General features: G+C 72.3%; 15 protein-coding genes. 8 read left to right on the top strand and 7 right to left on the bottom strand.

Features of this window, described 5'->3' with window-relative positions; translation table 11 throughout:
* Positions 1–117: 117 nt before the first annotated feature.
* A complete protein-coding gene (locus O9K63_RS12045; RefSeq protein WP_277238155.1) occupies positions 118–930 on the bottom strand; it encodes an alpha/beta hydrolase in 813 nt (270 codons plus the stop codon).
* Positions 931–1,219: 289 nt separating this feature from the next.
* On the opposite strand from O9K63_RS12045, the gene O9K63_RS12040 reads away from it, so the two are divergent.
* The 5 genes from O9K63_RS12040 to O9K63_RS12020 all read left to right on the top strand — a co-directional run bounded on the left by O9K63_RS12040 (position 1,220) and on the right by O9K63_RS12020 (position 6,262).
* Entirely contained in the window at positions 1,220–2,338 is a 1,119-nt protein-coding gene (locus tag O9K63_RS12040) for a fatty acid desaturase family protein (RefSeq protein ID WP_277238153.1), read from the top strand.
* Between the two features lie 11 nt (positions 2,339–2,349).
* The gene (locus tag O9K63_RS12035; protein WP_277238151.1) at positions 2,350–2,661 is read left to right on the top strand and encodes a non-heme iron oxygenase ferredoxin subunit; all 312 of its coding nucleotides are present in this window, start codon (positions 2,350–2,352) and stop codon (positions 2,659–2,661) included.
* Positions 2,645–3,892: an NAD(P)/FAD-dependent oxidoreductase gene (locus O9K63_RS12030; RefSeq protein WP_277238148.1), complete on the top strand. Its 1,248-nt coding sequence runs from the start codon at positions 2,645–2,647 to the stop codon at positions 3,890–3,892. The genes O9K63_RS12035 and O9K63_RS12030 overlap by 17 nt, the downstream gene beginning before the upstream one ends.
* Positions 3,889–4,908, top strand: a complete 1,020-nt coding sequence (locus tag O9K63_RS12025; protein WP_277238147.1) for a LacI family DNA-binding transcriptional regulator — start codon at positions 3,889–3,891, stop codon at positions 4,906–4,908. Before O9K63_RS12030 ends, O9K63_RS12025 begins: the two co-directional genes overlap by 4 nt.
* 82 nt (positions 4,909–4,990) lie before the next feature.
* Positions 4,991–6,262: an MFS transporter gene (locus O9K63_RS12020; RefSeq protein WP_277238145.1), complete on the top strand. Its 1,272-nt coding sequence runs from the start codon at positions 4,991–4,993 to the stop codon at positions 6,260–6,262.
* Positions 6,263–6,266: 4 nt separating this feature from the next.
* Here O9K63_RS12020 and O9K63_RS12015 read toward each other — a convergent pair whose 3' ends face one another.
* The 3 genes from O9K63_RS12015 to O9K63_RS12005 form a co-directional block, all read right to left on the bottom strand.
* Positions 6,267–7,295 (bottom strand): Gfo/Idh/MocA family protein, encoded by a 1,029-nt coding sequence (locus tag O9K63_RS12015; protein WP_277238143.1) that lies wholly within the window; start codon positions 7,293–7,295, stop codon positions 6,267–6,269.
* Between the two features lie 65 nt (positions 7,296–7,360).
* Positions 7,361–8,131, bottom strand: a complete 771-nt coding sequence (locus O9K63_RS12010; protein ID WP_277238141.1) for an SDR family oxidoreductase — start codon at positions 8,129–8,131, stop codon at positions 7,361–7,363.
* Positions 8,132–8,176: 45 nt separating this feature from the next.
* Positions 8,177–9,343 (bottom strand): phytanoyl-CoA dioxygenase family protein, encoded by a 1,167-nt coding sequence (locus O9K63_RS12005; protein WP_277238139.1) that lies wholly within the window; start codon positions 9,341–9,343, stop codon positions 8,177–8,179.
* A 157-nt stretch (positions 9,344–9,500) separates the two neighbouring features.
* Between O9K63_RS12005 and O9K63_RS12000 the strand changes: the two genes are divergently transcribed.
* Positions 9,501–9,764, top strand: a complete 264-nt coding sequence (locus tag O9K63_RS12000) for a type II toxin-antitoxin system VapB family antitoxin (RefSeq protein ID WP_277238137.1) — start codon at positions 9,501–9,503, stop codon at positions 9,762–9,764.
* A complete protein-coding gene (locus O9K63_RS11995) occupies positions 9,761–10,153 on the top strand; it encodes a type II toxin-antitoxin system VapC family toxin (RefSeq protein ID WP_277238136.1) in 393 nt (130 codons plus the stop codon). The genes O9K63_RS12000 and O9K63_RS11995 overlap by 4 nt, the downstream gene beginning before the upstream one ends.
* A gap of 9 nt (positions 10,154–10,162) precedes the next feature.
* On the opposite strand, the gene O9K63_RS11990 is transcribed toward O9K63_RS11995, so the two are convergent.
* The 3 genes from O9K63_RS11990 to O9K63_RS11980 form a co-directional block, all read right to left on the bottom strand.
* Positions 10,163–11,632 carry a multicopper oxidase family protein gene (locus O9K63_RS11990; RefSeq protein WP_277238134.1) on the bottom strand — a complete coding sequence of 490 codons (1,470 nt, stop codon included), beginning with the start codon at positions 11,630–11,632 and terminating at the stop codon, positions 10,163–10,165.
* Positions 11,629–12,051 carry a hypothetical protein gene (locus O9K63_RS11985; RefSeq protein ID WP_277238131.1) on the bottom strand — a complete coding sequence of 141 codons (423 nt, stop codon included), beginning with the start codon at positions 12,049–12,051 and terminating at the stop codon, positions 11,629–11,631. Before O9K63_RS11985 ends, O9K63_RS11990 begins: the two co-directional genes overlap by 4 nt.
* 172 nt (positions 12,052–12,223) lie before the next feature.
* The gene (locus O9K63_RS11980) at positions 12,224–12,835 is read right to left on the bottom strand and encodes a DUF5701 family protein (protein ID WP_277238129.1); all 612 of its coding nucleotides are present in this window, start codon (positions 12,833–12,835) and stop codon (positions 12,224–12,226) included.
* Between the two features lie 120 nt (positions 12,836–12,955).
* Between O9K63_RS11980 and O9K63_RS11975 the strand changes: the two genes are divergently transcribed.
* The gene (locus O9K63_RS11975; RefSeq protein ID WP_277238128.1) at positions 12,956–13,705 is read left to right on the top strand and encodes a CHRD domain-containing protein; all 750 of its coding nucleotides are present in this window, start codon (positions 12,956–12,958) and stop codon (positions 13,703–13,705) included.
* Position 13,706 lies beyond the last annotated feature (1 nt).

The raw sequence follows: 13,706 nt of genomic DNA, 5'->3' as shown, positions 1-13,706 counted from the left end.
GTCACCGACACGCGCCCGCCGGCCAGCCACCTACTGGCGCAACCTCTTAGGCTCCTGCGAAGATCCGGCCCCCTCCCTTCGCAGGTGCCTGGGCTCCTGCGAAGGGGAGGGAGGCGGTCAGCGGCCCACGTGCTCGTGGACGAAGGCGAGCACGTCGTCGAGGACGTCCTCGCGGTTGATCTCGTTGAAGATCTCGTGCCGGGCGCCCGGGTAGGACCTCGCCGGTGCTCCCTCGGGGGCGATGCGCTCCCATCCCCGGCGGGAGGGCTCGATGGGGACGAGCTGGTCGTCCTCACCGTGCAGCCAGATCGTGGGGACCTGCAGCCGACCGCCCTCGGAGATCGTCTCCAGGGTGCTCCGCAGGGCGCGGAGCGTCGGGCGCTTGAAGTCGCCGTGCCACACGAGCTCGTCCGCCTCGTAGTCGGCCCCGACGTCCTCGTCCCGGCTGAGTGTCGTGACGTCGATCGGGGTCGAGGGGATCTCGTCCAGGTCGGCCAGGGTGGTCGCCTCCCAGGACCCGAGCACCGGTCCGGAGAGCACCGTGGCGGTCAGCGCCCCGGGGTGGCGTTGGGTGTAGCGGGCCGCGATCATCCCGCCCATCGAGTGGCCGATGAGCACGACGGGAAGGCCGGGGTTCTCCTCCCGCGCGCGCTCCACGAGCAGGTGGAGGTCGTCGACGACCGGCTCGAAGTCCTCGATCAGGACCCGCTCACCCTCGCTGCGGCCGTGCCCGACGTGGTCGTGCGCGTAGACGACCGCGCCGTCGGAGGTGAGGCGGTCGGCGACCCACCGGTAACGGCCGATGTGCTCCCCGTAGCCGTGGGCGATGACGGCGACCCAGGTCGGGTTCGCGGGTGGGCTCCACCGCGAGCCGATGAGCAGTCCGGCGTGGCCGGGGGTGTCGATGTCCTCGGGCGGGATGGAGCTCACGGGTTCCTCCTGGGTGACGTCGGTGTCCGGCCCAGTCTGTCAGCGTGAGCGGGGCGAAGGGAGGGGCGTCCGTGTCGTGGGTGGACGCCGACGCGCGGGGAAGTGATCGGCGCGTTCACCTCCACCCGGGCGACTCCCTTCGTGCATGGACGCCGACGCGCGGGCGATTGATCGGCGCGTTCACCTCCACCCGAGGCAAAGGGAGGTTGACCCGAGGCGAAGGGGGGTTGACGCCGGGCAGGGCGGCCCACCACACTTGTGGGACCGGTCCCACGGCAAAGGAGCCGACATGACATTCCGCGACCGCCTCTCCTGGTACTCGCTGCAGGGCGAGGCCACCGACTTCGCGGTGGCCAACGGCCTCAGCGCCGCCGATTGGTACCGCACCGCCCTTCCCCGCAAGCGGATGAAGGAGCTGATGAAGCGCTCGGACGCCCCCGCGATCCGGGACACCGCCATCTGGCTCGGGCTCATCGTGCTCAGCGGTGCCGGGATCGTGGCGACGTGGGGATCGTGGTGGGTCCTCCCCTTCGCCCTCGTCTACGGCGTCCTCTACGGCTCCGCCGGCGACTCGCGGTGGCACGAGGCCGGCCACGGGACGGCCTTCCGGACGCGCTGGATGGACCAGGCGGTCTACCAGATCGCGTGCTTCTTCATGATGCGCAACCCGGTCACCTGGCGCTACTCCCACGCGCGGCACCACAGCGACACCCTCGTCGTCGGCAGGGACCCCGAGATCATCGCCATGCGCCCAGCGCGTCTCGGGCGGATCCTGCTCAACCTCGTCGGGCTGGTCGACGTCCCGCAGGCGATCGCCACGATGCTGCGCCTGTCGGTCGGCCGGCTCTCCCGGGACGAGCGCGACTACGTGCCCGAGCAGGAGCACGGCACGGCGATCCGCATCGCGCGCACCTGGCTGGCGATCTACACCGTCGTCATCGCGCTCGCCGTCGTCACGACCTCCTGGCTGCCCCTGGTCCTCGTGGGCGGCCCGCGGCTCTACGGGTGCTTCATGCACATCGTCTACGGGCTGACCCAGCACTCCGGCATGGGGGAGAACGTCATCGACCACCGGCTCAACACCCGCACCGTCCTCATGGGGCCGGTCAACCGCTTCCTCTACTGGAACATGAACTTCCACATCGAGCACCACATGTTCCCGATGGTCCCGTACCACCGGCTGCCCGAGCTGCACGAGGAGATGCGGCACGACACCCCCGAGCCGTACCCGGGACTCCTCGCCGCCTACCGCGAGATCATCCCGGCCGTGCTGCACCAGCTGCGCGACCCGTCCTGGTTCGTGCGCCGCGAGCTGCCCGGGACGGCCGCGCCCTTCCACGGACCCGTCGACGGGTTGCTCCCGCCGGCCGGGGACACCACCACCACGAGCGCCGCGACCGCGGCCTGAGAGGAGTCACCATGGGCTGGACCCGGGTCTGCGACGTCGACGACGTCGAGGAGGAGGACGTCATCGGCGTGAGCGTCGAGGGGCGCGATGTCGCGGTCTACCGCGACGAGGACGGTGAGTTCTACGCCAGCGACGGGCACTGCACGCACGAGCGGATGCTCCTGTGCGATGGTCTCGTCATGGACGGCATCATCGAGTGCCCGAAGCACAACGGGCGGTTCCGCATCACGGACGGCGCGGCGATGGGAGCGCCGGTCACCATCGACCTGCGCACGTACCCGGTGCGGGTCGAGGACGGGGAGGTCCATGTCGACCTCGCCTGACCTCTCGAGCGACGTGCAGCGGATCGTCGTCGTCGGTGCCGGTGAGTGCGGCACCCATGCGGCGATGGCCCTGCGGGACAAGGGCTTTGACGGCGACATCACCGTCATCGGCCGCGAGTCCGTGCACGCCTACGAGCGCCCGCCCCTGTCGAAGCGTGCCCTCGCCGACGAGGAGCTGGCGCTGGTCCACCCGTGGTCCCCGGAGCAGCTGGAGGAGGCCGGCATCGAGCTGCGCCTCGGGGTCGAGGTCACCGGGCTGGACCTCGACGCCGGCACCGTCACGACGAGCGAGGGGGAGGTCCCCTGGGACCGCCTGCTGCTCGCCCTCGGGTCGGACGCGCGTCGCCTCGAGCTCGAGGGGGCCACGTACCTGCGGACCCACGAGGACGCCGCCGCGCTGCGCACCGTTCTGCGCCCCGAGGGGCACCTGCTCGTGGTCGGGGCCGGCTTCATCGGCCTCGAGATCGCGGCCGGCGCCCGGGAGCGCGGCATGGAGGTGACGGTCGTCGAGGCCGGGCCGCGAGCGCTCGGCCGGATCGTGCCCGGGGAGGTCGCCGCGCAGGTGGTCGCCCGGCACGAGGAGCGGGGTGTCACCCTGCGCACCGACACGACCGTGACCGGGATGCACCGCGAAGGGGGCCGGTTGCGGGCGGTGCTCTCCGACGGCGACGAGCTCGTCGCCGATGCCGTCGTCGTCGGCGTCGGGGCCACTCCGTCGACCGCGCTCGCCGAGGAGGCCGGTCTGCTCGTCGACAACGGAATCGTCGTCGACGAGGCGCTGCGCACCTCCGACCCGCGGGTCTTCGCCGCGGGGGACTGTGCGGCCTTCCCCGACGCACGCTCGGGCAACCGGGTCCGCCTGGAGTCCTGGCGCAATGCCCACGACCAGGCCCTGACCGCGGCCGCGTCCATGCTCGGTGAGGACGAGGCCCACGCCGCCGTCCCGTGGTTCTGGTCCGACCAGTACGACCAGATGCTCTCCGTGGCCGGGCTGCCCGGGACGGGGGAGCGCACCGTCCTGCGGCGCCGGGAGGACGGGGTCCTCGTGCACCTCGGACTCGACGGCCGGGACCGGCTCGTCCACGCCGCGGCCGTCGGTCCGGGACCCAGCGTGGCCAAGGACATCAGGATCGCGGAGAAGCTCATCGCCGCGGCCGTGCCGCTGGAGGCGGCGCAGCTGGAGGACCCGGGCGTCCCCCTTCGCTCGATCCTCAAGGCGGCCACCGCGTGAGTCCGCACGGGGGCGACCGCCCGGTCACCCTCCGCACCGTCGCCGAGCGCGCCGGTGTCTCGAAGTCCTCCGTCTCCCGCGTGCTGCAGGGCTCGCCCAAGGTCTCCGAGCAGGCCCGTGCGGCGGTGGAGGCGGCCATGGCGGAGCTGGGCTACCGACCCAACTCGGTCGCGCAGAGCCTGGGCGCACGCCGCACCAAGACCATCGGCGTGCTCGTCAACGACCTGCGGCAACCGTGGTTCGTCGACTTCCTCGCGGGCCTGGGGGAGCGGCTCGCCGAGCACGACCTGCACGCGTTCGTCGCCGACGGGCGGCTCGACCGGGACCTCGACGACCGGCTGCTCAACGCCTTCCTCGACATGCGCGTCGACGGGCTCGTGCTGGCCGGGACGATGCCGGTCACGGATGCGATCCGGGAGGCCGCCCAGCGGCTGCCCACCGTCGTCGCCGGCATGCGCGACCTGCGGCTGCCGACGGTCGACGTCATCGCCGAGGACGACGCCGCGGGCGCCCGGCTGGCCGTGGAGCACCTCGTCGCCCTCGGGCACGAGCGGATCGCCCACATCGCCGGGCCGGCGGGCGAGGTGTTCCGCCAGCGCCGGATCGGCTACGAGGAGGCGATGCGCGCCGCAGGGCTGGACGAGCACATCCGGGTCGTACCGTCGGACATCACCGAGGACGACGGGTTCACCTGCGGCGCAGCGCTCTTCGCATCCGATCCGCCGACCGCCGTCTTCACCGTCAACGACCTCGTGTGCGCGGGGGCCATGGCCGCGGCAACGGATGCGGGCCTGTCCGTGCCGGGCGACGTGTCCGTCGTGGGCTTCGACGACAGCAGCATCGCGCGCATGCGCTGGGTGGGTCTGACGAGCGTCGACATCCAACCGCACACGGTGGGATCGGTGGCGGCGGACCTTCTGGTCCAGCGCATCACCGCCCCCGACCGCGAGGCCCGCGAGCACCTCGTGGCTCCGCGCCTGAGGGCCCGCTCGTCCTCCGCCCCCGCGCAGACCTGAGCGGGGGCCGCCCGAAAGTCGCGTGCGCATGCTCCTGTGCCACGGCTATCGTCCGCAGCATGCCCACACACGGTCGCGACCGGTGACCGCGCTCTCGCCCCCGGCCGCTCGCCGCGTCTACTGGCTGCTCACCGCCACCCGGTGGCTGCCCGTGGGCCTCACGATCGCCCTGTTCTCGCTGTGGCCGCTCGAGCACGGCCTGACCGTCACCCAGGTGCTCACCCTCGGCTCGGTGATGGGGGTCGTGATCCTGCTCCTGGAGCTGCCGACCAGCGGTTTCGCCGACGCCTTCGGACGTCGTCCGGTGGTGCTCGCGGCAGCCGTGGCCGAGGTGGTGTCCATGGCGATCTATCTGCTCGCCGCCTCCTTCTGGGCGTTCGCGCTGGCGATGGTGGTCCAGGGGGTGTTTCGTGCACTCGACTCCGGCCCGCTGGAGGCCTGGTACGTCGACACCGTGCACGCGCACCGCCCCGGAGCCGACGTCGACCAGGAGCTCTCGCGCGCCGGCGCGGTGCTCGGCGCCTCGATCGCCCTGGGTGCTCTGGTCTCGGGCGGGCTGATTCTCTGGGACCCCCTCCCCGGGAGCGCGCTGCGGCTCCCGTTCCTCGTGTGCCTGGTCCTCACCGTCGTGCACCTGGTTGCCGTCGTGGTCCTGTTGCGCGAGCCGCCTCGGGCGCATCGTGGCTCGGTGCTCGACAGCGTGCGGGAGGCGCCGCGCGTGGTCCGGTCCGGGCTGCGACTCGCGAGCGCCAACGTCGTGCTGCGAGCCCTGCTCGGCGCCGAGGCCGCCATCGCGTTGGCGATGATCGGCTTCGAGAGCCTCGTGCCGCTGCGGCTCGCCGACCTCCTGGGCAGCGAGGAGCAGGCCGGGGCACTGATGAGCCCGTTCGCCGCTGCAGGGTGGGCGGTCTACGCGGGGGGCGCCGCCGTCGGTGGCTGGCTCTCGGCCCGGATCGGCGTCGGCCGGGCGGCCATGGTCACCCACGTGGCCATGGCGGTGGGCGTCGTCGCCATCGGCCTGGCCACGGGGCCCGTCGGCGTCATCGTGGGTTACCTCGCGGCGTACGGCATCTTCGGGGGCAGTGGACCACTGCACGCCACCCTCGTGCACCGCGAGGCCGAGGCCGCCAACAGGGCGTCGGTCCTGTCGCTCGGCTCGATGGTCAGCTTCGCCGTCTTCGCTGCGACGGCACCGCTTGCCGGTCTGCTCGCGGAGGCCACCTCGCTGTCCCTCAGCGTCGTGGTGCTCGGCGTGGTGGCCGGTGTCGGCGTCCTGCTCTACCTGCCGGCGCTGCGGGCCGAGCGCGAGCGGGCTGCCCTGACGCGGTCCGACGAGCCGATGGCGTCCACCTAGAGGATCAGCTGCTGCGAGCGAGCGTCCGGACCTCCTCGAGCGTCACGGGCCGGCGCTCCGCGGCCGAGAGGGTCGCGGCCTCGGCGGCCCACGCCGTGCCCATGGCGTCGGTGACGGTGCACGGGTTGTCGACCGTGCCGGCGGCCACCTGGGTGAAGGTCGTCAGCTCGGCGCGGAACGCGTCGGCGAGCCGGTCCATGAAGAACGCGTGCGGCGGCCCGGCCGGCCAGGTGATCCCCGGTTGGGTGGCGCGCAGCGGCAGCCCCTCGTCCAGGCCGGCGGCCACCGCGTCACGGACCCCGTGCACCTCGAGCCGCACGTCGTACCCGCGGCCGTTGGTGCGGGTGTTGGACACGACGCCGATGGTGCCGTCGGAGAGGGTCAGGAGCACGGAGGCGCTCGAGTGGTCGCCGTGGTCGGCGTACATCTCGGCGGGCGCGTCCGGGTCGACCGAGCCGACGGCGTGGACCTCGACGACCTCCTGACCGGTCACCCAGCGCACCGCGTCGAAGTCATGGACGGAGCAGTCGCGGAAGATGCCGCCGCTGACGGCGAGATAGGCCGCGGGCGGGGGAGCCGGGTCGAGCGTCGTCGAGCGGACCGTGGTGATGCGGCCGAGCTCGCCCGAGCGCACCGCGTCCCGCGCCGCGACGAAGGCCGGGTCGAAGCGGCGCGGGTAGCCGATCTGCACCGGCACGTCGCTGCCGGCGACGGCCTCCTGCACGGCGATCGACTCCGCGATGCTCCCGGCGACGGGCTTCTCGCAGAAGGTGGGGACCCCCTTCGCCACCGCCGCGTGGATCAGTGCGGCGTGGGGGTTGGTCGCCGCGGCGATGACCACGCCGTCGACCCCGGAGGCGAGCAGCGCCTCGGGGGAGTCGACGGTGCGGACGGCGGGCAGCCGTGCGGTGACGGCGTCGACCGCTGCGGTGACCGGGTCGGTGACGACGAGCTCGTCGACACCGTCGAGGGCGGCGAGGGTGTCGGCGTGGAAGGAACCGATCCGGCCGAGGCCGATGAGTCCGATGCGCATGGGGATCCTTTGGTCGGGAGAGGGCGAAGGGGGTGGGTGGGGCTCGTGCCGGTGGCCGGACAGGCCTAGTCGGAGCCGCCGATGACCTGCTGGTCCCAGTCGATGACCGAGCCGGTGACGACCCCGGAGCGGTCCGAGAGCAGGAAGACGACGGCGTCGGCGATCTCGTCGACCTGGCCGAGCTTGCCCATGGGCAGCTTCGCGTTGGCCTGCTCGACCCAGTCGTCGCCGGCGTCGTGGAAGCGCCGCTGCGTCGAGTCCTCACCCTCGGTCTGCGTCCACCCGATGTTCAGCGCGTTGACCCGGATCCGGTCGAAGCGGTGGGCGTGGGCGACGTTCTTCGTCAGCCCGGCCAGCCCGGCCTTCGCCGCGACGTACGGCGCGAGGTACGGCTGGCCGCCGCGCGCGCTGATGCTGGAGATGTTGACGATCGTCCCGGGCGCCTCGCGGCCGACCATGTCCGCGACGGCGGCCTGCATGGTGAAGAAGGGGCCGCGCAGGTTCGTCGCGACGTGCGCGTCGAACAGCTCCGGTGTCGTGTCGAGGATCGACCCGCGGTCGGTGAGCCCGGCGCAGTTGACGAGGCAGTCGATGCGTCCGTGCCGCTCGATCGTCGTGGTGACGACCCCCTTCGCCGCCTCCGGGTCGGAGACGTCGCCGGTGACGCTCGTGACGCGCTCGCCGAGCTCGTCGGCGAGGGCCTGTCCCGGCTCGGGGCGTCGGCCGGTGACGACGACGTGCGCGCCCTCGCGTGTGGCGGCGCGCGCGATGCCGGCGCCGACACCGGAGGTGCCGCCGACGACGAGGACGACCTTGTCGGTGAGGAGCTGCTCCATGGGGGTCCTGTCCGTAGGGGAGGGGGTGTGCAGGAAGGGGGACGGTCAGCTGGTGCGGCGGGCCGCGGCGTACCCGTCGAGGCGCTGGGCCAGCTCCTCGGGGGAGGCGCCCTCGGCGAGGGCCTGCCGGACGATGTCGGCCTGGGTGGGCGGCGACATGCCGTCGACCGGTTGGTCGAGGTCGAGGTTGGTCGGGAAGGCGTAGCCCTCGGCGCTCGCGGCGACCGCGTGCTCGACGTCGACACCGGCAGCTGTGCGGGAGAGGAGCGCCGGGTAGATCGCGGTGACGATCCGGTGCCGGTCGGTGGCCTCCATCGACCGGCCGAAGGCCGAGGAGATCTGCAGCAGGTTCGCCATCCGGCGCACGTCGCTCGTCGCGTTCGACCCGGCCGCGTGGAAGAGGGCGGGGTTGAAGAAGACCGCGTCCCCCTTCCTCAGTGGCAGCTGCACGTGGTGCTGCCCGAAGTACTCCTGGAACTCCGCCAACCAGTAGGCGAGGTAGCCGTGCGAGTACTTCTGCGAGTGCGGCAGGTAGAGCGTCGGGCCGGTCTCGACGGGCATGTCGCAGTGGGCGATCGCGCCCTGGAGGGTGAGCACGGGGGAGAGGTCGTGCACGTGGCGCGGGTAGCGCTCGGTGACCTCCGGCGAGGTGAAGCCGAGGTGGTAGTCGCGGTGGACGGTCTGGCCCTTGCCGCCGGGGTTGACGACGTTGACCTGGCTGGTGACCTGGTAGCCCGGTCCGAGCCAGGCGCGGGCGGCGAGGGCGATGACGTCGTCGGCGTAGTAGTCGACGAAGTCCTCGGGGTGGTCGACGGCGAGCTTCTCCAGGGCGTTCCAGATCCGGTCGTTGGCGCCGGCCGCGGCGAAGTGGTCGCCGACCTCGGCGCCGCTCGCCTTCTCCGCGGCGATGATCTCCTCGAGGTCCGCCGAGACCCGGTCGATCACCTCGTGCCCGAGCGCGCCGGTGATGACGAAGATCCCGGCCCCGCCCGCGAGGACGTCGGCGAGTTCGGCCTCGACCTCGGTGGCTCCTGCGTCGCTCGAGATCGCCTCTCGCAGAGAGGTGGCCGTGTAGATCGGCACCTGCTGCTCGATGCGGTCGGCGTGCGCGGGGACCGCGTCGACCTGCTGCTCGAGGAGGGCGCGGAGGTCCGCGACGCGGCAGTCGGCCGTGCGCAGGCGACCGGCGAAGGGGGCGGACGTCGTCGTCATGCCTCCAGCCTCCCCCTTCGCGCGGCTGTGGTGAGGTCGAGAAGACCTCAAAAACCCCTCATGTCGTTGGGGGAGGAGTGTCCGCGGGCAGCGCGCCCCTCGAGCCTCGGCATCGCGAGGGTAGAATGGAGCCCACCAGGGTAGAAGGGTGGATCCGGTGGGTTTGAACATCAAGAACGAGCGTGTGCACGCGCTTGCCCGTCAGGTGGCGCAGCGCACGGGTGCGACGCAGACGAGCGCCATCGAGGAGGCCCTTGAGCGTCGACTCCATGACTTGGATGCTCATGATCGTGAGGCTGCGCGTCGACGGCGCCTGATGCGCCTGATGGACGAGATCGACGCCACGACGACGGATGAGCAGCGGGCGGCCACCCGGCAGGTCCAGGACGAGATGTATGACGACAACGGCCTCCCTGCATGATCGTCGACACCTCCGCGATCGTCTGTGTCCACGAGGGTGAGCCCGAGGCCCGCCGGTACCTCGAGCTGATGATGGACGCCGATGTCCTGAGGATCTCCGCAGGGACCCTGTTGGAGACCTCGCTGGTCCTCGACGCCCGACAGCGCCTGCGCTCGTCCAGACGGCTGGACCGCCTCATCGCCGACCTGGACCTCGAGGTGGTTCCGGTCGGCGAGGCCCAGGTCGCCGTGGCACGCACTGCCTACAGGGATTTCGGCAAGGGGTCAGGTCACCCGGCGCAGCTGAACTTCGGCGACTGCTTCGCCTATGCGCTGGCGATCACGACCGGGGACCCGCTCCTCTTCAAGGGCGACGACTTCGGCCACACCGATGTGGTGCCGGTGGTGTGACGCCGCTGGTCACACCACCGACCAGTCCGCCATCATCATCCGGTCCTCGTGCTCGAGGTTGTGGCAGTGCAGGACGTAGCGCCCGCGGTACCCCTCGATCGGTACGAGCACCTCGGCGCGGGAGGCCGGGCCGATGTCGACGGTGTCCTTCCATGCCGGGGCGCCGTCCTGCTCGACCTGGAAGGGCACGAGGTGCGCGTGGACCGGGTGGTGCACGTCGGTGGTGAAGCGCCACCGCTCGACCGTCCCCAGCTCTGCGCGGAAGAGGTCGTGCCCGGGGCGGTAGGGCCGGCCGTTGATCGACCACATCGGCAGGGACCGGGTGCCGCCGGAGTGCGATCCGTGCCCGCCGCGCACCGGCTGACCCAGGGCGAGGTGGAAGTCCCGGGTGCGCACCACCCGTGAGGGGTCGATCGGGTCGATCGTCGACAACCGGTCGGGCACGCGGGAGTCGTCCGTGGCCCTGCGAGCGACGTCGAAGCGCATGACCAGTCCCATGTCGCCCTCGCCGAGCCGGTTGACCAGCGTGACCGGCGAGCCGGGGGCGTGCTCCGCGAAGTCGATGACGAGGTCCGCGCGCTCGGCGGGTGCGAGCGTGAGGGTCGAGCGGCGATGGGGTCGGGTGAGCAGCCCCTGGTCGGTGCCGACCTGGACGAGGTCACCGCCCGGGTCGAGCGCCAGCTCGAGGCGACGGGCGTTGCAGGCATTGAGGATCCGCACGCGGTAGCGGGCGGCGTCGACGTCGGTGCGGGGCCACGGGGCGCCGTTGACGAGCATGCAGTCGCCGAGCAGGCCGCCGTGGAACCGGCGGTCGAAGGTGCCCTCGCTCACGGGGTAGACCAGCTCCGCGTCCTCCCCGAAGGACCGGTCGGTGAGCACGAGCGTCAGCTCCCGGTCGCCGTCGGGCAGCCCGAGGTCATCCTCGGCCGGGTCGCGCAGCACGAAGGCCCCCGCCATCCCCGCGTAGACGTTCGGACCGGTGAGGTCCATCGTGTGGTCGTGGTACCAGAGCGTCGCGGCGCGCTGGTCGAGCGGGTACTCGTGGACTCGGGAGGCACCCGGGCGCACGAGGTCGGTCGGGTACCCGTCGTGCTCGGCCGGCGTCACGCCGCCGTGCAGGTGGTTGACGACCGCGTGGTCGACGGCGTTGCGCACGCGCAGGTGCAGCGGTTCCCCCTTCGTCGCCTCGATGGTGGGGCCGGGGAAGCGCCCGTCGTACCCGAGGATCTCGGTCATCCGCCCGGGCAGGATCTCGACGCTGCGGCGCCGCGCGGTCACGGTGGCACGGCCGTCGTGGGGCGTGAGCCGGGTGAGCGGTGGCAGCTCCGCGGCAAAGGGCGAAGGGAGCGGCACCCGGCTGCGCAGCAGTGCCCCGGTCGAGCCGCCCGGCGAGGTCAGGCCGAGTCCGCAGGCCGACAGGCCCACACCGGCGACGACCCCGCCTGAGAGGGAGAGCAGCTGACGGCGGGACAGGCTCATCGCCGTGCTCCCTTCGCTGCGCCCGACCACGACCACACGCACAGCCAGGCCGCGAGGGCCACGAGGGCCACCCCGAGCGGGACGTGCACGGCGAGCTGCCGGGTGTGGCCCAACCCGACCTGGACCGTCGTCAGGACCGCGAGGACGGCGACGCCGACACCCGGCCCGACCCGGCGCGCGAGGACCGCGAGGACCAGACCGACGAGACCGGTGAGCATCGTCAGCGGCACGAGCAGCCCGCCGATCACCGAGTGCAGGTCGAAGGCCGCCCAGCTGCCCTGGAGGAAGGACCCGATCGAGATCGGTTGCAGCACGAAGAGGGCCGCCTGCAGCAACGCCACCATGCGGAACGTCCACAGGGTGAGGAGGTGGGCTGCCGATGGACGCGTCGGTGGGTGGGCGAGGACGGGCGTGGCCATGTCATCGACGCTATGGATCACGACGACCCGACCACCATCATGCGGTCACCCGACCTCCGGTGGGGGTGACCCCCCTTCGCGCCCTGTGGTTCGAGGCCAGGGCCACGGCGGCTGAGGCGTGACGAGCGCCAGCGGCCGCGGACGGCCTCCGCGCCTGCGCCATCGGAGGGGGTCAGACGCGCCGGGCCGCCGAGGCGAAACCCAGCCAGGTGTGCCGGTTGTTGGCCCAGCACCAGCCGACCTTGGGGGCGTCCTTGCGCTCGCGGCCGTCACGCCCGGTGCCGTTGCTGATCCACAGCGCAGGGGTGCGCGAGTCGAGGCCACCGCGGGCCTTCGGTTTGCGCGAGCCGATGGTCATGAAGCACCTGCCGCGCTCGAGCTGCTCCGGCTGCTGCAGCAGCCAGCTGATGCCCTCGCTCAAGGTGAGCGGGACGCGGCCGCGCTCGCGGATGGCCGGGAGCGCCTCTGCCGGTGACCAGATCGCCATCTCGTCACCACGCTCGACGTCAGTGATCCAGTAGAGGGAGGACACCGGGACCTGCTCGCCGTCGATGGGCACGAAGTCGGCCAGGTCGGTCATGTCCTCGACGACGAAGCCCGGCTTGCCGTCGTGACGCAGCAGCGCAGCGAGGTCGGCGGCGGGGACGAGCGACGGGGAGACGACGAGGACGCCGGTGCCCGTCGGCGCGGGTGGGACGAGGTCGGTGAACTCCGACTCCGAGAGCCCGGCCAGCGCGGGGACGCCGACCTCGATCAGACGGACAACGGGAGGCAGGGCGGGCATGAGTGTGACAACGCGCCGCGAGGAGATTTGTTCCGGTCCAATCCGCACGGACCCCCCGTCGCGAAGCCCCCCTGTCCACACCCCGGCGGCCCCGCGTCGCCGACCCACAGGAGGAATGTCATGCGTACGACACGACGACTCGCCAGCACCGCCGCCATCGCCGCCCTCGTCGGCCTGCCCCTGGCCGCAGGACCGGCCAGCGCCGACGGTCACGAGCTGACCGGCCAGCTCACCCAGCTCAACGACTCCGGCGCCTCGGGCACCGCGTGGGCGCAGGTCGACGGCGACCAGGTCCACATCAAGGTCGACACCCAGGGCCTGCTCGCGGGCTCCCCGCACGCGCAGCACATCCACATCGGCGGCCAGGGCACCTGCCCGACCGACGACATGGCCGGCGAGGACGGCATCCTCTCCACCATGGAGGGCGCTCCCGCCTACGGCGGTGTCAAGGTCTCGCTCACCCAGGAGCCCGGCAAGACCGACGCCGGCGCCGCCCTGGACGTCGCCAACTTCCCCACGGGTGCGACGAACAGCTACGAGCGCACGATCACGGTCGGGGACGACCTCGCGCAGCAGATCGCCAACGGTGACGGCGTCGTCGTCGTCCACGGGATCGACGCGGACGGCTCCGGCAAGTACGACGGTGACGCCAAGTCCTCGCTCGACGAGAGCCTGCCGCTCGAGGCCACCGCCCCGGCCGCCTGCGGTGAGCTCGCCCCGGCCCAGATGGCGATGCCGCAGGGTGGCGTCGAGACCGGTGGCACGAGCACCGCCGGCTTCGAGTACGCGGGCGCCCTCGCACTCGGTGGCCTGGCCCTCGGTCTGGGTGGCGCCGGCTTCGCCGCCAACCGCCTGCGCACCAACCGCTGAT

It is taken from the genome of Janibacter cremeus (assembly GCF_029395675.1).
Lineage (GTDB): Bacteria > Actinomycetota > Actinomycetes > Actinomycetales > Dermatophilaceae > Janibacter > Janibacter cremeus_A.
The sequence above is the reverse complement of the archived record's forward strand: the minus strand, read 5'-3'. Positions and strand labels throughout refer to the sequence as shown.

Excerpts from the sequence above, each read along its gene's own strand:
- O9K63_RS12030 (WP_277238148.1), top strand. The coding sequence starts at position 2,645 with ATGTCGACCTCGCCTGACCTCTCGAGCGACGTGCAGCGGATCGTCGTC.
- O9K63_RS12035 (WP_277238151.1), top strand. The coding sequence starts at position 2,350 with ATGGGCTGGACCCGGGTCTGCGACGTCGACGACGTCGAGGAGGAGGAC.
- O9K63_RS12010 (WP_277238141.1), bottom strand. The coding sequence starts at position 8,131 with ATGGAGCAGCTCCTCACCGACAAGGTCGTCCTCGTCGTCGGCGGCACC.
- O9K63_RS11975 (WP_277238128.1), top strand. The coding sequence starts at position 12,956 with ATGCGTACGACACGACGACTCGCCAGCACCGCCGCCATCGCCGCCCTC.
- O9K63_RS11995 (WP_277238136.1), top strand. The coding sequence starts at position 9,761 with ATGATCGTCGACACCTCCGCGATCGTCTGTGTCCACGAGGGTGAGCCC.
- O9K63_RS11990 (WP_277238134.1), bottom strand. The coding sequence starts at position 11,632 with ATGAGCCTGTCCCGCCGTCAGCTGCTCTCCCTCTCAGGCGGGGTCGTC.
- O9K63_RS12040 (WP_277238153.1), top strand. The coding sequence starts at position 1,220 with ATGACATTCCGCGACCGCCTCTCCTGGTACTCGCTGCAGGGCGAGGCC.
- O9K63_RS11980 (WP_277238129.1), bottom strand. The coding sequence starts at position 12,835 with ATGCCCGCCCTGCCTCCCGTTGTCCGTCTGATCGAGGTCGGCGTCCCC.
- O9K63_RS12005 (WP_277238139.1), bottom strand. The coding sequence starts at position 9,343 with ATGACGACGACGTCCGCCCCCTTCGCCGGTCGCCTGCGCACGGCCGAC.
- O9K63_RS11985 (WP_277238131.1), bottom strand. The coding sequence starts at position 12,051 with ATGGCCACGCCCGTCCTCGCCCACCCACCGACGCGTCCATCGGCAGCC.
- O9K63_RS12015 (WP_277238143.1), bottom strand. The coding sequence starts at position 7,295 with ATGCGCATCGGACTCATCGGCCTCGGCCGGATCGGTTCCTTCCACGCC.